Raw genomic sequence first — 24,853 nt, 5'->3', positions numbered from 1 at the left:
ATTGTTTTATATATTCATCTATAAAGGTATTTTAGACTTCATTTTTTCTACAATATTATAAGCTGCAGGACAAATTGTTACATTTTTCAATGTTAAATTAGATATCTGTTGAAACTTTTTACGATCTGTATGTGGATATTCTCGACATGCCTTTGGCCTTACCTCATAAATTACACAGTAATTATCAGCCCCAAGAAAAGTACATGGAGTTTGTTGTAATATCAAATCTCCATCCTCATCTGTTCTCAGGTATTGTTCTTCAAACTGCCTGGGTTTTATTTTAAAAAATTTCGCAATACGCTCTACATCTTTATCTGTAAATAATGGTCCAGTTGTTTTACAGCAATTCGCACATTCTAAACAATCTGTGTTACTAAACTCTTCATCATGTAACTCCTGCATGATATGATCTAGTTTTTTAGGGGGTCTTTTTTTAAGTTTAGCAAAGAACTTTTTGTTCTCGTTATGTTTATCTTTGGCCAGTTTTGGTAATTGGTCTATGAATTCTTGCATAGTACAAAAGTAAGACTTTTGGGAGTTCTGATTACCAATTACTAACATATTCAGTTTTAATAAAGACCAATTAGAATCTTTAAAAATATTTTAATCCAATACCTAAAAACGTTTTCCATAATCATAAACCGCACCTCATGAATACAGATATCTTCGGAAAAGCCATTAAAGATTTTTATAATAAAGAATACACTGAAGATATTATTGTACAGGCAAATGATTTTGATGATGATCATATTCCTATCCCCTACCTATTTAGAGCTTATGCTGAAATGCCAGAAATAGAACAAAAAGCATTAAAGCTTTCATACGGTAAAGTACTAGATGTAGGTTGTGGTGCCGGAAGCCATAGTTTGTTTCTCCAAAATGATCAAAAGTTAGACGTAAAAGCTATAGATATATCCGAAGGTGCTATCGAAGTTTGTAAAAAAAGAGGAGTACATCATGCCATGGCACAAGATATTTATGATCATAATAATGCCACATATGATACCATACTATTACTAATGAATGGTAGTGGTATTGTTGGTACTTTAGATCACATTGATCGATTTTTTTCTCATATTAAAACACTTATCGCGCCGGGAGGTCAAATTTTAATGGATTCATCAGACATTTCATACCTTTTTCAAGATGAAGATGGAGGCTTTTGGGTAGATGCCTCTGCCGGATATTATGGAGAAATGAAATATAAATTAAAATATAAAAAACAAGAATCAGAATGGTTTGATTGGTTATATATTGATTATAACACACTTCAAAATGCTGCTAACGCCAATGGTTTACTATCAGAATTAATAGTTGAAGGAGAAAATAATGATTATCTGGCGAGATTTACCTTAGCATAATAGCAAAAATCCTTATAATATTATTGATGGTACAATCTTTGTGGCAAAGAAATCATTTAACAAAACAACGTTAAAGTAGAAATAAGACGCGATGTAAATTCGTTTATTTACTAGTCATACCAATTATTGTTTGAATTTATCATAAAAGAAAACAGTAAATGGTATTTTAACCCCTTTAAAAAGAAATCCTGTGCAAATAACAAAGCTGTTTGGTTACCTATTGATCTCTTCTTTTATTCTCATTGGATGTTCTGATGATGACGATACACCAGTTACAAACACCTTACAAGCAAACAATAAAAAACCTCTGGGTAGTTCTGCAAATGATTTACTAAGCGCAACCAATTTTAATAGTTTAACTATTGAGATTATAGCTGTACAAGGGTTCGAACCTACCTCACAGGCAATACAAGGGTTTAGAGAATTTTTACAAGATCGATTATTTAAACCCGACGGAATTACGATCACACAACGTTCTATACCTTCCTCTGGCAAAGCTCCTTTTTCTATTGAAGAGATAGTAGAAATAGAAAACACCACCAGGACACTATTTAATAAGGAAGACGATATCACTGTATATGTATATTTTGCTGATGGAAGCAAAGAAAATGACACCAATGAGCAAGTAACTTTAGGTTCTGCATACCTAAATACTTCGATGGTAATCTATGAAGGTACATTACGGGCATTAAGTACAAGGCCAAATTCTCCATCACTTAGTACTGTAGAAACTGCCACCCTAAATCATGAATTTTCTCATCTAATGGGGTTGGTAAACCTAGGCACTCCTCTGCAATCCGAACATGAGGATCCGGATGCCAGTAATCATTGTAATGTATCAAGTTGTTTGATGGAAGCCGCTATAGAATTTGGGAGTGGGATGATGGGTATGGGTAATGTAATTCCAGAACTAGATGCCCAATGCATTGCTGATCTGCAAGCAAATGGAGGTAGATAAAATAAAAAAGCACCACCTTTTTATTCTGATGATGCTTTCTTGAAAAAAATCACTGGCATTCCTAAAAGTTAATCTTTCTCTTTTCTAATCTGCTTATTTTCTTATTGTCGGCTATCAGAATCAGCCAATTTCACTAGTGAGAATGCTCCTATTGCCATTACAATATCTCTTACCGCTACATCAATATAATGTCCTCCAAACAGTAGAGTTAATGCTATAACTATTAACCACCCCATGACTACATATCCACCTATCTTGGGGCGATAAAGCACCATAATACCTGCTATAATTTCGATTACTCCCACGATAATCATAAACGTTCTGGCTTCAAAAGGCAATATACCCGCGAATCCAGAAGAAATATACTGACTCCAGTCTGTAAGTATATTGGTAAATTTATCTAACCCAGCAACTATAGGCACAAGACCGTATGTGTATTTTAATAGGGTAAAAACTGTCTTAATCTGCGAATCCATAATTTCAAATATTTTTTTGTTATTCGGTTTTTAGATAAAAAATCGATCTTTTGGTTACAAAGTTTTGTAACTTTTTGTGCAGTTTTTCATCTAAGCTATAAATAACAAGCTATGGAGCCCATTAAAATCAATGACTATAAAACTCATAAAATATCAGATTCTGATGTAATATGCCGTATTCATTCTGGAGAAAAAGAATTGTATGAAATCTTGCTAAGAAGAAATAATCAAAAACTATATCGAGTTATCCGAAGCTATATTAACGATCTGACCGAAATTGAAGATATAATGCAAAACACCTATCTCAAAGCCTATGAAAAACTCTACCAATTTAAGCACAACTCGCAATTCTCTACTTGGTTAATCCGAATTGGAATAAATGAAACTCTTGCTCGATTAAAAACAAAAGGAAAATATCATAACGTATATAAATCAGAAAATAGCGTATCGAATGATTTTATTCTCGAGATTCCTGATGCTGAACAATTAAATCCCGAGAAAAAAATGATACGACAAGAAGCAAAACAAATCTTAGAAAAAACTATTGATCTATTAGATGTAAAATACCGAACCGTTTATGTTCTTAGAGAGGTTGAAGGGATGAGTATGGCAGAAATATCAGATTGTTTAGGGCTAACAGTTTCTAATGTAAAGGTTCGTCTACATCGCGCCAAAGATATGATTAGAGAAGAACTCTATGAACTCTCCCTGGATACTGATATTTTCGAATTTGGATTTAGCAAATGTGATACTATCGTAGATAAAGTAATGAATGCTATCTAGTACACCTTTTCTCCGTCAATATAAGTAGCTTTCACTTTTATATTTGGGATTTGATCTTCATCAATTTCCATAATATTATCCTCAAGAATTACAAAATCCGCAAATTTACCTGCAGTAATACTTCCTTTTTCATACTCTTCAAAGTTACTATATGCTGCCCAAAGAGTCATTCCTTTTAGGGTCTCTTCTCTACTAAGTGCATTTTCTTTTTGAAAACCACCTTCTGGATATTGCTTTAGATCTTTTCGGGCTACTGCTGCATAAAAAGTATAGAATGGACTCACATGTTCTACAGGATAATCTGTTCCTAAAGCAATTCTACCTGTTTTTTCTAATAATTTTTTATAAGCATATGCCCCTTTTATACGTTCTTTTCCCAATCGCTCATCTGCCCAATACATATCGCTTGTAGCATGAGTTGGCTGCACACTCATTACCAGATTATTATTAAGGATTTCAAATTCTTCAGAAGCAACAACCTGGGCATGCTCTACTCTCCATCTTCTATCCGATTTATTTTGTAGCACATCATAATACGTTTTCATTACTACTGCATTGGCAGAGTCACCAATAGCATGAGTATTCATTTGAAAAGGTGATCCTGCTAATCGTTTTGCCAGAGTTTTAAATTCATCATTTCCTATGACCATAGCTCCATAATGATTTTCCTTATCTGCATATGGTCGTTTTAATGTAGCTCCTCTAGACCCTAATGCACCATCGGCATATACTTTGAAAGAGGAAACATTTAACTTGTCTGTTTTATGCACCCCATTCTTTAGGTAGTGATCTACATATTTGGGTACATTACTTACCATAGCATACATCCTGATTTTAAGCTCATTCTTTTTCTGTAAGCTATCTACCAGTGTAATTACTTCGGGGCTCAATCCCGCATCATCTACAGTAGTTAATCCATAACCAAAATTAATTTTTTCGGCATCTTTTAAAGCCTGTATTTGCTCCTTTACTGTAGGTTTAGGGATAACTGCACCAATCAACCCCATAGGATTATCGATCAATACACCAGTAAGTTTTCCATCTTTTTGAAGTATCTCCCCTCCTGCTACTTTAGTATCTACAGTAATTTTAGCAAGGTCTAATGCTGTTTGGTTTGCTATCATTGCATGACCATCTACCCGGGTTACCGCTACAGGGGTATCAGGAAACAAACTATCTAATTTTTCTTTGGTTGGAAATTCTTTTATTTCCCAGTCATTTTGATCCCATCCTCGCCCTGTAATAAATGACACATTTTTTTCTTTCTGAAAAGCTACAATCCTATCCAATACTTCTGCATAACTTTTGGTGCCCATAAGATCAACTTTTTGTTGTTGTAATCCAAGACCATAAAAATGACAATGTGCATCAATTAATCCTGGTACTATTGTCTTTCCATCTGCATCCAAAGTATTGGCAGCTGTATATCCCTTTAAGATTTCATCGTTACTACCCACGGCAACAAATTTACCTTCCTTTATTGCAAATGCCTCTGCTTTTGGACTTGTATCCTCTACAGTGTATACATTTGCATTAATAACCAATAAGTCTACTGCAACCGGTTTCTTGCAAGAAAAAAGTAATACAGTAATAACCAATAGTAGAGATAATCTTTTCATTGTTGTCGAGTTTTTAGAGCTCTAAATGTAAATATATCTAATGTGTGTAGTGGTTAAGGTTTTCTTAATATAATCTGGAGTACTAAAAAGCATATACATTCAAACTCTTTTTTAGCAACCCAACATCATAATGAAATTGAAAATAAAAACTTAAATTTCATAAAAATAAAAATATAAAGATCATGTACAACAAATTATATTATATCTTAATACTATCGGTATGCATTAGTTTGAGTTGTAATTCTCAAAAAGATCTAAAACAACTAGATACTCAAGCCATTCTTCAAAAAAGCATAAAAACGTACGACCCCGATAATCATTGGTCGATAACAAATCTAAAAATTCATATACAAGAACCTCGTATATCTAACCCTCACAGATATTCTATCTTAAAAATGGATAATAAAGATAATAGCTTTGAATTAACAAGAAATAGAGGTCAGCATATTTCTACACATATAATTGATGAAAAAGGAATCTCCAGAACACTTTTAGATGGAGAGATTAATACGGATAGTATTCAAATAAAAAAATATCGACTGCAACCGGAGCGAAATCTTAGCTACCAAAAATTTTATCAGCATTTAATTGGTTTGCCCATGTCTTTAGATAACGCTACAGTTGATACTTTTGGCAAAACAAGTAAAACTATATTTAACGACACAGATAGCTATAAAATTGAACTTGTGTTGAAAGAGGTTATATTTTCTAAATATTGGAATATATATATTTCTCAAGAAGACTATACTCTATTAGGTATCGAAATTGTATTCCCTGATGATCCAACAAAAGGAGAACGCCTTTATTTTTCTGGCAACATTGTTATAGATGGAGTTACAATCCCAAGAATACGGCATTGGCACGAATATGATACCGATGCATATTCGGGATCTGATATCATAGTGAAAGAGGCTGTTAACAACAAGGAACTTCATTAATAGAATACAATAAATTTCTTAAGAGAGGCCTTAGGACTTCTCTAAAAAAGACAATAATGCATTTCGATATGTTAAGCTTATCGGGATATGTCTTTTTTTAATTTCTACATACTCTTTGGTATATGTTTTTATTTTCTCGGTATTTACAATATAAGATCTATGTATACGCATAAAGGAAAGAGAAGGCAATCGTAATACAAGATCACTCATCTTTTCATAAACGACCAAAGTATTCTCTATTGTATGAATTTTGACATAATTACTTAAGCCTTCGATATACAGTAATTCTGAAAAATTAATTTTAACCATTTTTTTATCAGCTTTCACAAAAATATGATCAACTACAGGTGCAGGCGTAACAGTAGTAGTTGATAAACTAGGATTAATTTTTTGAATGGATTTTAAAAACCGATCAAAAGAAAAAGGCTTAAGCAGATAATCAATTGCACTTAAATCAAATCCTTCTAAAGCAAACTCACGATGTGCGGTTGTAAATACAATTTTAATTTTATTCTCTATGATTTTGGCAAGATTTAAGCCCGATAGTTTAGGCATTTCAATATCTAAAAACATCACATCTACCGAATGATTCTGGATATAATCCAGGGCTTCGAGAGCATTTTTAAATTCTCCCATTAGATCCAAAGTAGAAACATCTCCAATATATTTTTTTAAAATATTTCTTGCAGTTTGTTCATCATCTACAATAATACATCGAAGCTTCATCTGTTTATTTTATTTTTTGCAACTTCCATATTAGATAATAATTCTTAATACAATAGTATACAATCTTTCTTCATCTTTAATATCTAATTGATACCGATCATTATATATGATATCTAATCTTTTTTTGATGTTCTGTAAACCAATTCCTTTTAGTGAAGAATCATCTATAGTATCTTCTGGTTTCGAATTTATAACTTCATAGATTAGTTGACCATTTGTTACCTCTAATTTAACAATTATATGAGCAATTTTGGTTTCGTTTTTTAAACTATGTTTAAAAGCATTTTCTACAAATGGCACCAAAATAAGAGGAGGTATAGATACCGGATCTATATCTTTGGGGATAGTAACCTGCACATCTACTCTATCTTCGAATCGAGATTTTTCTAGATCAATAAAATCATTTAGCAAACTGATTTCTTTTTCTAAAAGAATAAACCTTTGAGAACTCTCATATAAAGAAAAGCTAAGGAAATCTGATAATTTGAGTATAAGTTCTGGGGCTTTTTTTGAGCTTTCCAAAGATAATCCGTAGATATTATTTAAGGTATTAAAAAGAAAATGAGGATTAATTTGTGATTTTAGATACTTCAATTCTGATTGCAATTTTTCATTTTCAAGGGTTTTAGCCCTCTTTTGCAATTCTGCTACTTTCCAAATAACCGAAATTCCAATAATAAAAATCAAAGGAGAAGCTATGATCATAGAAGCCTGTAAAAACTTGTATGGTAGCCACATTCCAGAATCTGTCATATTAGGATAGAGAATGGATAATATCTCATAATTAATAATTCGTTGAATAAATCCAGAGACTATTAATGTGAGTATAGTATACACAAAATATTTTACCGTTTTGCCTTGCAATAAGAGTTTTGGTAATAGAACAAAATAATTAAAATACACAATAATAAGTCGCATGGGCAAATTCATAAGCTCAAAAGCTAATGCTTCTGTATATTTCCCTTTATAACTAGCTTCAACTACGGTGAATATAGCAGTATATACAATCCAAAAACCAATATGAAACCAAATGCTTTTAATCTTCATCGATAACAAAGCTATAGGATTTTTGGTTTTCAGTCCTATCAAAATCCATAATTTATGTAAATCTATAATCTACTTATGTGTAATGAACTGGCATAAGTAAAAAGCGATTACACATCAAAAAAGAGGAGTTTAATATAAAAACGATCTTCTCAATTCCTTTATCAAATACATTCGTTAAAAAGAAAAAAACACTAAGTAATACCAATCTCACATATTTTATTTTTAAAACAAAATAGATGAAAACAGTTTTTTATATCATTTTTTTTACCGGATTCGGTTTTTACGGTATCGCACAAAAACCAATTAAGCAATTAAACAAAAGTTTTATAGCTTATACGATTCCCGAAAAAGACATATTACCAGAAAACGTCGCTTACGATCCTACGGATGCTTCTTTTTATATTGGTAGTACCCGAAAAGGAAAAATTATAAAACGAACCAAAGATGGGGTATATCATGATTTTGTAAAACCACAACAAGACGGTTTACATATGATCATTGGGATGAAAGTTGACCCGGTTCGAAGATATCTTTGGGTATGCAGCTCTGGAGGAAATAACCTTATTGGATATAGTAGAAAAGATAAAAACGAAGGGCGCCCAGCAGGGATTTTTAAATATGATCTGCAAACAGGAAAACTCATCAAAAAATATTGGATCGATATACCAGAAGAGGTTCATTTCTTTAATGACATTGTTTTGGATACATCCGGAAATCTGTATGCTACACATATGTTTTCTAACCCAATACTATATACAATCCAAAATGATAACGATGAATTAAAAGTCTTAACCCCTCTTTCTGAAATAAAATATCCTAATGGCATTACTATTTCTGATAATAACACTTATCTATTTATAGCACATTCTGAAGGAATTCTTCGTATACATATCAAAACCGGAAAAAAACAAAACATACAACATCCCGAAAATAATATAACCGGTAGCAAAAGCATAGATGGGTTATACTTTTATAAAAATTATTTGATTGGTATACAACCGGATAAAAACTCAGTCAAAAAATTCGTACTCAATGCAGAGCAAAATGCTATTATAAAAACAATACCTCTAGAATACAACCATCCCATGATGAACAATCCTACTACAGGAGTTTTGGTAGATAATGAATTGTATTATATCGCAAACGCTCAATTCGGAAGCTTTAATAAAGACGGATCACTATTCTCTATGGAAAAATTATATGAACCCACCATTTTAAAAGTAAAACTAGATGACTAATAACATCTTATAAAAACATTAATTATGGACAGGAAACAATTTTTAACTACAGGTGTATTAACCACTGGATTATATATTGTAGCTCCTTATGCGATATTTTCGCAAGAGCAAGAAAAGCCACAATTAGACAAAAAAATAGTCCAGAATTTTGTTGGTGCCGGGCATAAAAGTTTGGAAACTGTAAAAGAATTATTAGCAGAACACCCTACCTTGATCAATGCTGCACATGATTGGAGAGGTGGGGATTTTGAAACATGTTTGGGAGCCGCAAGTCATGTTGGATATAAAGAACTGGCTCAATACCTATTGGATCATGGAGCTCAAACCAATGTGTTTACCGCTGCTCTTTTCGGGAAGATCGACATCATCAAATCGATACTAGAATTTTCACCTGGAACACTGCATGCAAAAGGGCCACATGGGTACACACTTCTTCATCACGCAGAACGGGGTGGTGATCAATCAAAAGAAGTTACTGAGTATCTAAAGTCTTTAGGTCTAAAAAAGACAAAAATAGACCTCTTTTAAACAATCAAAAAACGAACATAAAAATCAAATGAGGTCTATTTTTATCGTATGTATGCTGGTGAGCGTATTATCATCGGCACAGGAAGCTATTGATGTTCCTTTAGGGAATGGCACTATTATTTTGGATGGAAAATTAGAAGAGAATGCATGGAGTGACGCCTTAGAATTTTCTGATTTTAAGCAAATAGATCCCAATATAGGAACTCCTGCATCGGAACAGGTAATAGTAAAAGTTTTATATGATGAGGAGTATCTCTATATAGGAGGAGTTATCAATTTTAGAGACCCTTCTCAGATATTCGCAACAACATTAGAAAGAGATATTGCTCAAGTAAAAGATGACTATTTTCAAATACATCTCGACACTTATAATGATAAAATAAACACACTCATTTTTAGAACAAATCCATTGAGTGCACGACAGGATATGGAAGTAAGCCGTAATGGCGAAGAATTTAATACTTCGTGGAATACCTTTTGGGATGTTAAATCGATTATTACAGAAAAGGGATGGAGTACAGAAATGAGAATTCCGTTTTCATCTTTACGATATGAAAAATCTTCTGAGAATATCATGAGGTTTAAAGCAACTGTAAAATACAAAGAGATCAATGAGCGTATAACGTCTCATCTCAAAAATATCGATATCGGTAACGCATTACATCATTTTACAAATGCTCAGGAAATACGCTTTACAGGTTTATCGGTAACAAAACCACTATATATAACTCCGTATATAAAGGCAAATGCTATTCGGGAAAACCTCATTAATGAAGAAGGAACAGCGTATGAAAGCAATACTACAATCTTAGAGCGTAAACAATATGCAGATCATGAAGTATTAGATAAAGTGTTAAGTAATTTGGGGTTGGATGTAAAATTTAAACCTAATGCAAATCATACAATAGATTTTACCTTAAACACAGATTTTGCAGAGGTAGAAGCAGATGATCGAATAGTTAACATTTCTCGTTTCCCGATATTTTTAAATGAAAAACGATTGTTTTTCCTTGAAAATGCAGATATATTCAACTCTAATCAATTTGATCATCGCTTATTTCATTCCAGGCGTATTGGTATTCAAGATGGTGCTTCTATTCCTATTATAGGAGGGGTTCGATTTACAGGTGGAAATACAAAATGGCAATACGGGCTTTTATCAATGCAAACACATGAGGTAAATGAAGTAGCGGCTTCTGCTAATAAGAGTGTAACCCGAATTAAAAAAAACATAGGAAAACTGGGATCATATATTGGTTTTATAAATACCAATTCACTAAGTAGTGAAGATCATAACCATTTGATGGCAGTGGATGCTAATATTCGTTTGACCAACACCATTAGAACACAATTAACAGTGGGTGCAACCTTTGATAAAGAAAAAGGAGATTGGAAACCAATGTATGGTGCTTCAATAAACACATTTAAAAACAATGGTTTTGGGCTGCAATACAGGTTTCGGGAATACACAGAAAACTTCGACCCTAAATTGGGTTTTGTCTCTCAACCTAATACCAAACGTTTAACATTAAACCATGGTTGGAGAAAATCATTTACCAATCATTCATTCTTGCAATTCTTTTCGATAGGTCATTATTTTAGAAAAAACTGGTTGTCTAATTCTGGTCATCACGATTTTTTTCAAACGAATTTATACATGACAGCGATACATAAAAAAGGGCATCGTTTAACTATGTTTTTCCCTATCTATCAAGAAGATAATTTATATAGTGATTGGGAAATAGCAGAAGGAGTAACTATCCCAGCTACACAGTATAAGATGTGGAAATTTAATCCTATTTTTATTTCCGGGAATGCAAAACCATATAAAATCACACTAGATACAGAAATAGGAGAATTTTATGGAGGAAACCAGTTTACTATGTCATATAATGTTTCTTATGATTTTAGCAAACTCTTTCAAGCTCAATTAGGTGGTACATACAATAGTCTTAGGTTTCCCGAAAGGTATGTTGATGAAACATCTAGAAAATTAAATTTAAGTAGGTATTTTTCAAGGTTGAAATTCAATTTATCTTCAAAAACCTCTTTAAACTCTTTTGTACAATATGACACACGAAGTGATCAATTAGGGTGGAATCTTAGGTTTAGGTTTAATCCTATAGAAGGTACTGATTTATATGTCGTATATAATCATAATGCCAATACCAACAGGAATGCATTACAACCTAGATTGCCTTTTACAGATAATCAAATACTTATTATCAAATTTTCTAAAACCTTTATACGATAAAAGATTTTAATCTATTCTAAAAATTTATCGCTTACCGCTACCCCTATCTCCTATTTTCCATCGAGGATAAGTTTTAACCACCTCGATCGTTCTGGGCTCAAATAAATTTCATCATGATATTCTGGAGCTAATTGCACTGATAGTTGTCCTGGTTTTATTGGGGTTAATTTCTTTATGGCATTTATGTTTACCAAAAGCTGTCTGCTTAATCGAATAAACTCTTCTGGGTTAATCATAGTTTGTAATTGATTTAAAGAATCATCCAAAGGAAATAATTTTCCATCCAAAAGTTTTGCAAAAACTAATTCGTCTCGATAGAAATATGCTATATCACTTATCTTAACCGGGGTCATACTATTTCCCGATTTTAGCAAAAAACGTTCTTTATACTCAGGTTTTTCTTCTTTTTGTATAAGTTGAAGTAAATCTATATTTCTAATAATCCATTCATCTGCTTCTTTAACTCGGTTTTTAAAGAATTTTCGTAATGCATTTTGTAAATCTTCTTTATTGATAGGTTTTAGTAAATAATCGATTCCTGTTGTTTTAAAAGCTCGTATGGCATATTCATCATAAGCGGTAATAAAAATAATAGGAGCATCGATGGTAACTTCTTTCAATATATCGAAAGAAATCCCGTCGGATAGGTGAATATCCATAAAAATTAAATCCGGATGTTCATTGGATTGAAACCAATCTATACTTTCTGTTACCGTAGAAATTGAAGCAATAACAGAAATATTTGTACTGATCCTAGCAATTAGTTTTACTAGATGATCTCTGGCAGTTGCTTCATCCTCTAATATGATAGTTCTAATTTTCACACACCTAATTTTTTATAATCCATTGATACTAAATGAAAAATTTTAAACATTGCTGTTTGTTTCATTGGTTGTTGGTAGTAAAGGTATAGACACTCTAAACTCATCTTTAGTATTCGAAATAATCACCTTATTCTCGGTTAGGAAATCATATCGTTTTGTTATATTTTCTAATCCAGTGCCAGTAGTACCAGCTGTACGTTTAGGATTATTATTATTTATTACTGTAAAGTAGTTTGCTGTTACTTCAAAGTGAATGTGTAACGGTGATTGTTCATCTATTCTATTATGTTTTACGGCATTTTCAATAAGTTGTTGTAACACCAATGGAGGAACACTTTTATATTCAAAAAACGCTGAATCTACTGCATCATGTACTTTTAGAGCAGTTTTATAACGTTGTTCAATAAGTAAAAGATATTGTCGTGCCATCTCGTATTCACGTGATATAGGTATAATTGCCTTTTCATTATTCTGGAGAATATATCTATATACCGATGCTATATTTTTTAGAAATCTTTGTGCCAGTGCACCATCTTCATCAATTAAGTAATATAACGTATTAAAGTTATTGAACATAAAATGGGGATCGAGTTGATTTTTTAGAATTGATAAATTTGCCTTTATAATTTCCTTTTTAAATTGTTCATTTTGTATATGAGAAATATAGTACTGATTTTTCCAGTTGAATGTCAGTAAAATTAGACCAAAGATCATACAAATTGCTAGCCCGGTCAAAGCAGAAAATATCACATGTTGTATCATAGGAGGTTCACTATCCAGGATTAAATAGTCTAACCATTTATAAAAATAAAAAAAGATTGTATAGATAACTGTTCCTCCAAAACTACTCCCTAAAAAGATCCAAATAGAGTTTAGGTTTTTTTGCACCAACTTTTTCTGAAGCCTATGAATTACTTCAAAACTTAAGTAAATAATAGACATCCATAACAATAAAAAAAGGAGATTAAACTTAGGAGCTTCTCTAAATTTTGATGCAATAGCTATAATGCTAAACATAACTATCCCCACAATAAAAACGATAACAAGTCGCCATCCCAGTGATAATTTAGGTGTTTCTATATTCATATCGAATCATTTTGCACTAATAAAAATAGGCAATTGAAGACAAAATCTATTTTATGAAAGCAGATTTACTTTACTATTCTATAATCTTGTCGCCATGCTCATATCCTATATTGCATAGTTTATCCTTTAAAAAAATAAGTTTAAAGGTATAATATTAGGGTTCATGATATTCTTCAAAAAAACACAATACAAACGAAGTATTTTTGAGGTATCAATCTCAAAATAATATACAATGAAAACTATATTTTCTTTATTTCTAAGTATTACCTTTTTATCTACTGCATTCATATACTCACAGGATAAAATTGATTTATCAAAGTACAGTTTTCAGATAGAAGACCTCAAAAATGATACATTTCTATCCTTCACAAAACAGAGATTAGAAAACAGTCAATTTGTATTTGTAGGAGAACAGCATGGTATTAAAGAAGCCGGGATTTTTACAAATACAATATACGATATAGCTCAACCTTTTGGTTATCATACACTCTGTATAGAGACAGATGCCATAGCTGCAGAAAAAATAACGACCATAGCCTCATCTAATGACCCAATCGGTAATGCAAAAAAATTACATCAGGAGTTTCCTTTTGCCATTCCTTTTTATAATAATGAAGATGATTATGATCTGTTTACTAATGTGATTAAGAAGAAAGGAACGCTCTGGGGGATTGATCAGACTTTTATGGTTCAGTTTCGTCTTAATTTTGATTATATTATTTCTATTACAACCAATAAACCCTTAAAAGAAAAACTAAAGGAATTAAAAAAGGAGGCCAATGAGGGTTATCGATATGCTATAGCTAATAAAAAGTATGGAGCTACTTATATTTTTAAATATAATGAAGCTATACATAAATCGTTACTAGAACTAGCTACAGATGCTAAAGAAATCGAAATTTTAAAACAACTCTGGAAAACTAAAGAAATATACGCCTACAATATGATTACCAAAGAGTATTATAAAAACAATAATACACGGAGTCAATTAATGAAACGTAATTTTTTAAACTATTACAACACAGTAAAAGTTGATAATAACACTCCAAAAGTAATCTTTAAACTAGGTGCCAATCATACAGCAAAAGGGTTAAATCGAACTAATATCTATGACATTTCTAATATGGCCAGTGAAATGGCAATTACCAATAAAATGCACTCGTTGCATTACATTGTGATGGGTATAACTGGAAAAGCAGCTATGGGAAATCCATTTACTCCTAATCCTGTAGTGCCATTTGATAATATTAAAGATTTTCCAGAAGAAATTCAGAAGATAATACCAACTATAACCAAGAAATATTATGTTCTGGATTTAACTTCTTTAAGACCTTATGCCTATTCCAATTTTTCTGATGCTTTTAAGAAAACTATATTTAGATATGATGTTCTTGTCCTGGTGCAAAATGCAGAGGCATTTAAGAGTTTTTGATATTATGGCCCTATATTTTATTCTGTGGATTACTTCTATACTAATTAGTGCTTTCCTTTTTATCATTCAAAAACCAGAATTGAATCCTATCGAATTTATTAAAAAAACGCGCATAAATTTATGCGCGTTTTTTATTTTATGAATCAAAATACTTTTCGAGATCTAATTACTTATTTTTTGAGATCCATGTATTGATTTTATTTTCTAACAATGCCAATGGTACACATCCGGTTTCTAACACTTGATTATGAAACTGGCGAATATCAAATTTATCTCCTAGTGCTGCCTTGGCTTTGGCACGAAGTTCTCTTATTTTTAATTGCCCAATTTTATAAGATAATGCTTGACCTGGATTGGCCATATAACGTTCGATTTCTGAAGTAATCCCTGCTTCTGATTCTGCTTCATTATCTAATGAATATTGAATTGCCTGCTCTCGTGTCCAGCCTTTAGAATGCAATCCCGTATCTACGACAAGACGAACAGCACGATGCATCTCTGCTCCTAACATCCCAAAATACTGATATGGATCGGTGTACAAGCCTAGTTCTTTACCCAAAGATTCACTATATAATGCCCAACCTTCACCATAACCACTGTACCATAATGTTTTTCTAAATTTTGGTAATTCTTCACTTTCCTGAGTTAATGAGATCTGATAATGATGTCCTGGTATTGCTTCATGTAAAAACAACGACTCATCACTATAAGTATTATACTTGGCTACTTCTGGAATCGGTGTATAAAAGATCCCAGGACGCGTACCATCTAATGACCCTGGATTATATTCTGCACTAGCTGAGTTCTCACGAAAAGCTTCTGTTCTACGTACTTCAAATGGTGTTTTTGGTTTTACATCAAACAGTTTTTCAATCTGTGGCTTCATGCGATCATGGATTGCATTAAAATTGTCAATTACTTGCTGTGGTTCTGTAAATGGCATCAATTCTTTCTTAGTACGCACATGATCAAAAAATGATTTTAGATCTCCGGTATATCCTACTTGCTCTTTAATTTTTTCCATTTCAGAGGAGATTCTGGCAACTTCAGAAAGCCCTAGCTTATGAATCTCATCGGCTGTCATAGTCGTTGTTGTGTACAACTTAATTTGATATTGATAAAACTCTTTTCCGCCAGGAATACCTTCAATACCAGAACTAGCTCTACCCACTTCCATATAATCTGTACTCATAAATTTATGAAGGCTTTTATAGGTAGGAACAATTTTTTCGGAAACCATTTTGCTGTAAGCTTCTGTTAATTGTTTTTTGTCTTCATCAGAAAAATCTTCTGGAAAATTCTTTACAGGAGTATAGAAAAGATGTTGATCCAAGTTCTCAACCGTTAATGCTTCTAATTGTGGAAGCACTTTTACGATCAATGATTTTGGTAACACATACCCTGCAGCCATACCTTCTTTCATTTTTGCTTCCGCAGATGTCATCCAATCAATATATCCTTCCAGGCGTTTTAACCAATTATTATAATCTTCGACAGTTTTAAAAGGTTGTGCACTTGCACCGCTAGCCAATTGTCCCGCAACAAGATTAATAGACCACATTTGATCGATAGGAAAATAGTCTTGCTTAAAATTAAAACTTTCTAAATTCATATCACATTCCCAGTTGAGAATTGCCTTAGTCATCTTCTCGCTTTCTGATAATGTAGCATCATCAAATTGCTCCAATTGCTCTTTATATTTTTTAAAATAAGCTTTAGCTTTACTTACTGTTTCATCTGCAAGAGGGTTAGGGAATTGATCGTTAAATCTATTATCCCCGGCAAAGGTAGCTTGTACCGGATTGAGCTGCAGGCCTTCTTCATAATAATTATCTAGCATCTCATTAAATTCGGCACTAACATCTACCTTTTCTACAGGTTCTTTGGTAGTAGTAGCTTCATTTTTACAAGCTGTAAAAATCATAGCAAAACAAGCTATAGAAAGCATCTTTTTGATCATGATATGGTATATTTTTGATTTAGGAATGAAAGATAGGAAAATTAGCATGAAAATAAATGCACCTTAACACTGTAGTAACTTCTCTAGATAAGCGTTGCCCTCACAAGTTTTATGAACTTGTGAGGGCAACGATCTATTGGATTCTGGTAAGTTTTTGGTATGCTTATTTTTCTATGAGTAAAATAGCTTGTTTTCTTTTTCTAACTGAAAATTTCGTTTTTGACATAATTATTTCTTTAAGGCTCTTTACACAAAATACAAAACGCTCAAATACCAGAGAGTATAACATTACATTAAGGACTAATCCTCCTATAACACCGTAGATTCCCTTAAACATTTCTGAATATCCTATAGTATTTGTAGGAAGGTTAACTATAGAATGTAATTTTAGTAAAAATTCTGTTGTGGGAGTTAAAACAAGTGTTTCTTCATTATTGGCATATCCAATTAGACTACATATTGCTGCTAAAACATAAAGTAAAATAAATGTAACAATATATGTATGTATATTAATCTTTTTCATCTGTATATCTGGTATTAAAAGTTATAATAAAACTGTTCCTAATACTGTGCAAGATATAGCCGTTTAAGCGTGTATAAAACACCGTAAACGATGAAAATTAGGGTACTGAAAACAGGGATGTTTTATACCCCATTTACTGGTATGTTGTATTTAGAATCTATCAAAAATCAATTAGTATGCTCTAAGGTATTTCTCTTTTTCTTTAAGTGCAATAGCTTGTTTTCCTCTTCCGGTCAGGAATTTTGTTTTTAAGGTAATTCTTTCTTTTAGTCTTTGAAAAAATACAATGAAGTGTAAATGTGGCCCTGTAGCCCAACCTACATCACCACTATATCCTATAAATTGACCTATCTTTATCTCATCTCCGATGTTTACCTGTGCTCCATTTTTTTTAATATGGGTATACTCGGCAAAAGTACCATCACTATGATAGATAAGAATAAAATTGTTATACTTGGCACACTCGGCAGAAGTACAACTTTTACTAAAACTTTCTTCGATATCTACAACTACTCCATCCCGTGCTGCATAAATTTTAGTTCCTACTGGCATTTTAAAATCTAATGCATTTTCATTTTGGTGAGAAGTAGCTCCATTATATCCTTGGGATAACCAATATTCTTCTCCTTTTTTAAATGGTAAGTAATATTTAAAACCGGTATCGTATTTTTTTTGGTTATGATTTCCATGATTATAGATAGATTCATATCCCAGTTTTATGCGTTTTTTTCTATCAATTACCTTTAGGTCGGTAATCGTATGTCTTTTTGTTTTTGCTGGTACTACAAAAACTTTATTGCTCCCATTAGTTGATGTTAGATTTTCTAATCTGAAGTCTATTTTTGCAGATACCGGAGTATATTCATCATTATCCGCTAGGATCTTAAACCCATTTTCTGTTTCTTCATAATAGAGTTTAAAGTTATCCTGGGAAAACATACTCATTGAAAACAGGCAAAAAATAAGAAGTAAAGTACCTTTCATAAGTTTTATTTTATCTAAACAACTACAAAAACTATACCGATAGCAATATGTTAATCAATCAATTAACAAGATATCACCGGTAAAAAACCAAATCATTCTACATCCAATATATGGATAAATGAATGGTATTTTTATTACTATAAGGTACCAAAAATTTTAAATTTATCTAATTCGGGTTAAATTAGTAGTTAAATTTGTATGTAACTCCTCCCAAAACTTGTATATCCTGAACAGGGAAATTCACCCAACGCTCATAATTATCTCCTGCCAGATTGTTTCCTTTAATGAAGAAAGATAGTTTATCACTTAATCGATATCCTAAATTTACATTAGCATCAAAATAGGAATCCAGAGTTACGACAGACTCAGGAACTGTAGGTAAAGAAATGACTTGATTATTAATATCTTTTCGTTCACCAACATAAAACAACTGTGCACCTACATACCATTTCTTATTGATTTGGTAATCCATAAGTACTGAAGCTTTTAGCTCAGGGAGATTCCATGCTTCTTGTTCATCTTCTGAACTATAATTAAAATATTCTGCAGAAGCTCCTAATTTAAACTTTTTGCTAATTTCGAAATTTAGCTCTCCATACCCTACTAGTGTATTAACATCATCATAGCGATACGAGAATGAGTTTCCATAATCAAACCCTTCTCGTTGTAATGTTGGTCTAACGTTATTAACAAATAAAGGTTTTTCATCTTCTGAAATATAACTTCCTCTGAAATTATAACTTACTACATCAGATATTTTCCCTTTCAATCCTATATAAGCATCATATAACATATTTGTAGGTTCTATAACCAAAGTTGGGGATACAAAAGGGTTTTTTTGCACTGCATCCCGATATGTATTTTGTTGTAAATCACCTTCAAGTCCGCCATAGGCAATAACAGCTTCTTCTAATAATCTATAGGAAGCAGTTACTTTAGGATAAATAAAGAAATCATTATCACTATTCTCTGTATCAATACTATAATACACTGCTGCTCCAAGATTTAAGGTAAGGTTATCTCTTAATATTACAAGACTTGGATTGACCCCAACATTTAAAACGCCGTACTCATTTGGTGTCTGGAACGCAAGATCGCGTTCGAAACTTCCTTTTAAATAATCTGCAATAAAATTGGTTGTGATTAGGTTGTCTCCAATTTCGAATTCAAAAGTAGGTTTCGCTATCACATGGTGCTCTACAGAACTTAAAGCATCTCCAAAATACCTATAGTTTAATACTGCTTTCTTAAAATACAAATCATCAAATTGAAGTTTCCCTCCTAATTTTGCTCCAAAATAATTTTGTTGTGGATCAATTGCATTAATCTGTTCTTGTGTTAGTGAAGGAATGTCTGGTAATCCATACCAATTGTACAATTGGTGCTCTGCACCTACTTCTATCCCATATGTATAATTTCTTGTACGAGATGTATAATTAAGGTCAAGAAAAGTATTATAAAATTTATCATCTAATTGCACCTCTTCTATGCCTCCCTGTGACGAATTATGATGCAAATACAATCCAATATTATCTGATCGGTTAAGTTGAAAATTACTATAAAACTCTGCAAGAACCGATGTAAAATTCCCAAATCCTAGTGTAGCATAGTTATCATAGATATCTATGGGTTTTGGTCTATCGATATTGGCTGCCCTTCCTTTTGCAGGTGTATATGTAGATGCTACTGGTACCGAAAAAATACTATATCGTATTTGTTTTTTCTGCTGTGTCACAGAATCATTAAGAACAGGAGTCGATTTTACTTTAAATGCATCACTAATTGTTGGTGTGTACGCTTTTACAATAACTACACGTTCTGTCTCCAGAGTTTCATTTTCTTTTTCCTGAGCGAAGCCTTTTATTCCAATTATAAAAATAGGCGCAAAAAGTAATACTCTGGACCTCACAAGTCCTGAAGACTTATGAGATTTGTTTATTTTCTTAAAATATGTAAACATATAACACAACTCGTTTTAATAACTGATTATTACTGCTCGGTTTGGATGGATGAATTTGTTTTTGCCTCTTCGGCTTTGATTTTTCTGAGTTCGGTTTGTGCTTCATCGATAACCTCAGGGAAATCGGTGAAATTTTTAATTACACTTTCCAAAATATATGTGGCTTGATACGCATCTTTAAGTCCGTAAAAGTTTTTGGCCATAAGCACCAGACCTTTAGAACCATACAATCGATATCCAGGAAAATCTTTAGACAATTTTTGAATGGTTTCATTAGAAACCTTGTAGTTCCCATCTAGGTTTTTAAAATACGCATTATAGTATAATGCTTCGGCAGCCAATTCTCCTGTAGCAATTTTTTGTACCTCGGCATATGCTCTCTTTGCACGTTGCATATCTACAGTCTTAAATGCTGCGCGGGCAGTAAAAATCTTAGCATCACTTTTTACATCATTTTGAATTTTTGGATTCGCCAAAACCTTATCAGCATATTCGATAGTTTTTTGATAATTCAACAATTGATAATAAGACTTCATCAGATTAGATTGTGCAAAAATGATATTTTGTGGATAATCGGCATCACTTTCTAAACGTTCTAACACCGGGATTGCTTTTTCATATTTACGATTCTCCAGATATACTTGTGAGAGTCTTGCCAGTGCTTGTTCTGTAAACTCGGTTCTATCCTGTTGCAATACAAATTCGTAATGTGGGATTGTTGCATCTTTATTTCCTTTTTTGAAATACAGCTGCGCCAGGTGAAAATGACTTTTAAGAGCGTGCAAACCATTAGGGAATTCATTGAGGTATTTCTCAAAACCGCTAATCGCACCATTATCATTATTTTCTACAAATTGTTTTTCTGCAGCTTCAAAAGCCGTATTATCCAGATCGGCATCACTAACATCTACAAAACTTAATCCTTTTACCCAGCTAGCATACTCATTTGTTCTTCCTAAATCTACGTAGATTAATCGTGCAGTATTCACAGCCTGGATTGCTTCATCAGTACCGGGATATTCTGCAACTACCTTTTTAAATTTAGACAAAGCTCTGTCTCCTTGATTTCCATTATAATAAATTAGTCCTTGCTTTAGTAATGCTTTTGGCACATATGAACTTCTGGGTACATCTCTAATTAGACGATCATAAGCATCAATACCTCGCTGTGTTTTATTTTCAGAGACATACACATCTCCAAGAGCGAACATAGCATCATCACGATATGTTGATCTGGGGTACATTTTTAAGAACATCTCTAGATCCTGGATCTTTTTATTATGTTTATTCACAAAACCATAACTAATTGCTTTTTGATAATGTGCATAATCAGAATCTGGTCCATTTTTTTTGATTGCCAGATTATAAGCTTCCATTGCCGGCCAGTATTTACTAGAAATAAAATGGCTATCTCCTAACCTTAGATATGTATCTGTTTGTCTTGCTTCATCGGTTTTGTTACTCTTAGAAAAAGTTTCAAAATATTGAGCTGCCTGGGGATATTGTTTCAACTTAAAATAAGTATATCCCATATTATAATCTATATGCTCATACTCACTGGTCGATGAAGCTCCTGTACTGCCTTTAAATCGTTTAAATCCAATCAAAGCATCATCAAAATTGTTTAGTAAGTAATCACTCTCAGCTTTCCAGTATATAGCTTTTGCTGTAAATGCCGGATCCACTTGTTCTTTTAGAGATTTATCAAAATATACTATTGCTTCTGGGTAATTATTTTCAGAATACAATTCTATCCCACGGTAAAAAGCTACTTTTTGATACACTTCTTTATCTGCAAAGTTTCTACTTCCTTCAAGCAGATCCATCGCTTCTTTATAATTCTTTGATGTAATATAAGAGCTGATGAGCAGTTCTTTGATTTCTTCTTCAAATTCTGTATTAGGATATTGATCTAAATAGGAAAGTAAAACTTTTGGGGCACTCTCGAAAGAGTTTCCTATTTCATAGCTTAATTTTGCATAATTATACGTAGCATCTTCTTTGATTTTAGCTTCAAAATCCATTTCAGAAGCGTTCTTAAAAGCATTTAGTGCTTGTTGTTTTTGATCTGTTTTAAGATAAGATTCTGCCAAATGATAATACGCATTTTGGGCTGTTGCATTACGTCCATCTACAATTTTATTAAATTCTGAAATTGCATTCTGATACGCTCCTTGTTTATAATAAGCATATCCCAATAAATAATAATCTGTATTGTTCCATTTGCCTTTTCGTCCTTTATATTCTTTAAGGTATGGAGTTGCTTTATCATACTCACCAAGATTAAAATAACTCTCTCCTATAATTTTATTTAACTCAGATCTTTCTGATCGTTTCGATTTAGGTAATTGTACTAATCCTTCATTAATAGCTTCTTCAAAATTTCCTGACTTGAAGTTCATATCACTCTGGAAATATGATAAATTCTTATTGTATTGATCCAGATCCTTTACCTCGTCAAACAATTTATCGGCTTCTTTATAATTATCTCCTTCGTAGGCTATAAATCCAAGGTAATACTTTGCTTTGGCACTATATTCTGGAGAATCTTCTACACGGTTTAAAAATTTCTTAGCTTCATTAAATCGTTGAATTTTGAAATAGGCATACCCATTATTAAAATTATATTTCTCCTTTTCTGCCCGGCCTAAATTACCTTCATCAACTTTGTCATACCATTTACGTGCGTATGCATACTTACCATTATCAAAATAGTAAGTCGCTGCATCAAGGTATGCTGCATTACGCTTAATACTTGTAGGGTATTGTACTACAAAATCTTCTAAAAGTTGATCTGCTCCTTTTTGATTTAGCCATACTGCACAATTTGCAATATAATAAGTACAATCAGCATCGATATTCTCATCTGTAGAGGCATCTTTGACCTTATCAAATAAGTTTTGAGCGGCCAAAAATTGTTTATTATTATACAATTCGAGAGCCTGATTATACAGTACTAATTCATTGGTGTAAATTGCGGATTGCTGTGCAGACATATATGTAGACAGAACAATCACAAAAAGCATCGAGGTGATGTATTTGTTCATTTAAGTAAGTATTACAATCTAAAAAGTAAATATCGTTTCCCGCGAATAAATTTTGTGTTAAAGATACCCTAATCTTCTATTTTAATAACGAAATATTTTAGATATAATTACATAGTAAATTTAGAATTGTGAATACTTTATGAATATTAAAACTTTACTTTTGGTGTAATTTACCCTATACAGATCAATAAAAATGATAGTTTTGCCTTCAATTTAAGGTTTGGGTTTTATAGAAATTAAAATATTTATTATGAAACTCTGTTATTTGTTTAGAGTAAATGAACTCATTTAATTTTTTTCCATACCTGATTTTTTTTAACAGAAAACTTTTTACTTTTACCAAGTATATTAATTCAGAACCATAAACTATGTCTAATACGGTATTAAGCCTCAAAAATGCTTCAATTTATCAACGCGAAAGTTTAATTCTTTCTGATGTCAATGTTGAAGTAAATAAAGGAGATTTTGTATATCTTATTGGTAAGACCGGTACAGGAAAAAGTAGTTTTATGAAAACATTATATGGAGATCTTCCTTTGTTAGAAGGTGAAGGGAGTATTGTTGATTTTGATTTACCTACCCTTCAAGAAAATCAAATCCCTTTTTTACGCAGAAAATTAGGGATTGTATTTCAGGATTTTAAATTGCTTAATGACAGAACAGTAAAAGGCAATCTTTTATTTGTCCTTAAAGCTACAGGGTGGACAGATGAAAAGGGAATGGACAGTAAAATTGATGATGTATTGGATAAAGTAGGTATGAAAACTAAGGATTTTAAATATCCATATCAACTATCAGGAGGAGAACAACAGCGTATTGCTATTGCCAGAGCATTACTTAATGATCCCGAGTTAATATTGGCTGATGAGCCTACCGGAAATCTGGATCCACAAACATCTGTCGAAGTTATGGAAGTTCTAAGGGATATCAATAAAAATGGTAACACCATACTTATGGCAACTCACGATTATGCTTTATTGCTTAAATATCCATCTAAAACATTAAAATGTGATGGAAATAAAGTATTTGAAGTTGTACAAAGAAAAGGGTAAAAAAGAAATCTATAGGTTTTAATAAATCTAGAGCTTCAAGTTAATTTGTTATCTGTT

General features: G+C 32.3%; 21 protein-coding genes. 9 read left to right on the top strand and 12 right to left on the bottom strand.

Features of this window, described 5'->3' with window-relative positions; all coding sequences use genetic code 11:
- Window positions 1–18 precede the first annotated feature (18 nt).
- Window positions 19–513, bottom strand: a complete 495-nt coding sequence (locus AAFU52_RS14560; protein WP_024768922.1) for a YkgJ family cysteine cluster protein — start codon at window positions 511–513, stop codon at window positions 19–21.
- A 137-nt stretch (window positions 514–650) separates the two neighbouring features.
- Here AAFU52_RS14560 and AAFU52_RS14555 point away from each other — a divergent pair, with 137 nt between their 5' ends.
- Both AAFU52_RS14555 and AAFU52_RS14550 read left to right on the top strand, forming a co-directional pair.
- Entirely contained in the window at window positions 651–1,361 is a 711-nt protein-coding gene (locus AAFU52_RS14555; protein ID WP_024768923.1) for a class I SAM-dependent methyltransferase, read from the top strand.
- Between the two features lie 190 nt (window positions 1,362–1,551).
- Entirely contained in the window at window positions 1,552–2,319 is a 768-nt protein-coding gene (locus tag AAFU52_RS14550; protein WP_051473667.1) for a hypothetical protein, read from the top strand.
- A gap of 101 nt (window positions 2,320–2,420) precedes the next feature.
- Here AAFU52_RS14550 and AAFU52_RS14545 read toward each other — a convergent pair whose 3' ends face one another.
- Window positions 2,421–2,795 carry a hypothetical protein gene (locus AAFU52_RS14545; protein ID WP_024768925.1) on the bottom strand — a complete coding sequence of 125 codons (375 nt, stop codon included), beginning with the start codon at window positions 2,793–2,795 and terminating at the stop codon, window positions 2,421–2,423.
- 111 nt (window positions 2,796–2,906) lie between these two features.
- Here AAFU52_RS14545 and AAFU52_RS14540 point away from each other — a divergent pair, with 111 nt between their 5' ends.
- The gene (locus AAFU52_RS14540; protein WP_024768926.1) at window positions 2,907–3,578 is read left to right on the top strand and encodes an RNA polymerase sigma factor; all 672 of its coding nucleotides are present in this window, start codon (window positions 2,907–2,909) and stop codon (window positions 3,576–3,578) included.
- Here AAFU52_RS14540 and AAFU52_RS14535 read toward each other — a convergent pair.
- Window positions 3,575–5,197 carry an amidohydrolase gene (locus AAFU52_RS14535; RefSeq protein WP_438422405.1) on the bottom strand — a complete coding sequence of 541 codons (1,623 nt, stop codon included), beginning with the start codon at window positions 5,195–5,197 and terminating at the stop codon, window positions 3,575–3,577. The two genes, AAFU52_RS14540 and AAFU52_RS14535, sit on opposite strands and share 4 nt — an antisense overlap.
- 182 nt (window positions 5,198–5,379) lie before the next feature.
- Here AAFU52_RS14535 and AAFU52_RS14530 point away from each other — a divergent pair, with 182 nt between their 5' ends.
- A complete protein-coding gene (locus tag AAFU52_RS14530; RefSeq protein ID WP_438422404.1) occupies window positions 5,380–6,135 on the top strand; it encodes a DUF6503 family protein in 756 nt (251 codons plus the stop codon).
- 30 nt (window positions 6,136–6,165) lie between these two features.
- Here AAFU52_RS14530 and AAFU52_RS14525 read toward each other — a convergent pair whose 3' ends face one another.
- Together AAFU52_RS14525 and AAFU52_RS14520 are read right to left on the bottom strand one after the other, a co-directional pair.
- Window positions 6,166–6,861 carry a LytR/AlgR family response regulator transcription factor gene (locus AAFU52_RS14525; RefSeq protein WP_438422403.1) on the bottom strand — a complete coding sequence of 232 codons (696 nt, stop codon included), beginning with the start codon at window positions 6,859–6,861 and terminating at the stop codon, window positions 6,166–6,168.
- Window positions 6,862–6,891: 30 nt separating this feature from the next.
- Window positions 6,892–7,908: a sensor histidine kinase gene (locus AAFU52_RS14520; RefSeq protein WP_438422402.1), complete on the bottom strand. Its 1,017-nt coding sequence runs from the start codon at window positions 7,906–7,908 to the stop codon at window positions 6,892–6,894.
- 236 nt (window positions 7,909–8,144) lie between these two features.
- Between AAFU52_RS14520 and AAFU52_RS14515 the strand changes: the two genes are divergently transcribed.
- From AAFU52_RS14515 to AAFU52_RS14505, 3 genes are read left to right on the top strand one after another with little or no spacing between them, the layout of a single operon-like run.
- Entirely contained in the window at window positions 8,145–9,146 is a 1,002-nt protein-coding gene (locus AAFU52_RS14515) for an SMP-30/gluconolactonase/LRE family protein (protein WP_438422401.1), read from the top strand.
- A gap of 24 nt (window positions 9,147–9,170) precedes the next feature.
- On the top strand, window positions 9,171–9,674 hold the full coding sequence (locus AAFU52_RS14510) for an ankyrin repeat domain-containing protein (protein ID WP_024768932.1): 504 nt from the start codon (window positions 9,171–9,173) through the stop codon (window positions 9,672–9,674).
- Between the two features lie 28 nt (window positions 9,675–9,702).
- Window positions 9,703–11,928, top strand: coding sequence for a DUF5916 domain-containing protein (locus tag AAFU52_RS14505; protein WP_438422400.1), 2,226 nt, complete (start codon window positions 9,703–9,705; stop codon window positions 11,926–11,928).
- Between the two features lie 50 nt (window positions 11,929–11,978).
- Here the strand turns inward: AAFU52_RS14505 and AAFU52_RS14500 are convergent, their stop codons facing one another.
- Entirely contained in the window at window positions 11,979–12,752 is a 774-nt protein-coding gene (locus AAFU52_RS14500; RefSeq protein ID WP_024768934.1) for a LytR/AlgR family response regulator transcription factor, read from the bottom strand.
- Window positions 12,753–12,794: 42 nt separating this feature from the next.
- Entirely contained in the window at window positions 12,795–13,838 is a 1,044-nt protein-coding gene (locus tag AAFU52_RS14495) for a sensor histidine kinase (RefSeq protein ID WP_438422399.1), read from the bottom strand.
- A 232-nt stretch (window positions 13,839–14,070) separates the two neighbouring features.
- Between AAFU52_RS14495 and AAFU52_RS14490 the strand changes: the two genes are divergently transcribed.
- Window positions 14,071–15,270: a hypothetical protein gene (locus tag AAFU52_RS14490; RefSeq protein WP_438422398.1), complete on the top strand. Its 1,200-nt coding sequence runs from the start codon at window positions 14,071–14,073 to the stop codon at window positions 15,268–15,270.
- A 166-nt stretch (window positions 15,271–15,436) separates the two neighbouring features.
- On the opposite strand, the gene AAFU52_RS14485 is transcribed toward AAFU52_RS14490, so the two are convergent.
- The 5 genes from AAFU52_RS14485 to AAFU52_RS14465 form a co-directional block, all read right to left on the bottom strand.
- Window positions 15,437–17,230 (bottom strand): DUF885 domain-containing protein, encoded by a 1,794-nt coding sequence (locus AAFU52_RS14485; RefSeq protein WP_438422397.1) that lies wholly within the window; start codon window positions 17,228–17,230, stop codon window positions 15,437–15,439.
- 163 nt (window positions 17,231–17,393) lie between these two features.
- Entirely contained in the window at window positions 17,394–17,753 is a 360-nt protein-coding gene (locus AAFU52_RS14480; RefSeq protein ID WP_024768938.1) for a hypothetical protein, read from the bottom strand.
- Window positions 17,754–17,924: 171 nt separating this feature from the next.
- Window positions 17,925–18,737, bottom strand: a complete 813-nt coding sequence (locus AAFU52_RS14475; RefSeq protein ID WP_438422396.1) for a M23 family metallopeptidase — start codon at window positions 18,735–18,737, stop codon at window positions 17,925–17,927.
- 181 nt (window positions 18,738–18,918) lie between these two features.
- On the bottom strand, window positions 18,919–20,697 hold the full coding sequence (locus AAFU52_RS14470; protein WP_152538469.1) for a TonB-dependent receptor: 1,779 nt from the start codon (window positions 20,695–20,697) through the stop codon (window positions 18,919–18,921).
- A 29-nt stretch (window positions 20,698–20,726) separates the two neighbouring features.
- Window positions 20,727–23,744: a tetratricopeptide repeat protein gene (locus AAFU52_RS14465; protein WP_438422395.1), complete on the bottom strand. Its 3,018-nt coding sequence runs from the start codon at window positions 23,742–23,744 to the stop codon at window positions 20,727–20,729.
- A gap of 368 nt (window positions 23,745–24,112) precedes the next feature.
- On the opposite strand from AAFU52_RS14465, the gene AAFU52_RS14460 reads away from it, so the two are divergent.
- The gene (locus AAFU52_RS14460) at window positions 24,113–24,796 is read left to right on the top strand and encodes a cell division ATP-binding protein FtsE (protein WP_024768942.1); all 684 of its coding nucleotides are present in this window, start codon (window positions 24,113–24,115) and stop codon (window positions 24,794–24,796) included.
- The last annotated feature ends 57 nt before the right edge of the window (window positions 24,797–24,853 follow it).

This window comes from Aquimarina macrocephali (assembly GCF_051627225.1).
GTDB classification, from domain to species: Bacteria; Bacteroidota; Bacteroidia; order Flavobacteriales; family Flavobacteriaceae; genus Aquimarina; species Aquimarina macrocephali.
The sequence above is the reverse complement of the archived record's forward strand: the minus strand, read 5'-3'. Positions and strand labels throughout refer to the sequence as shown.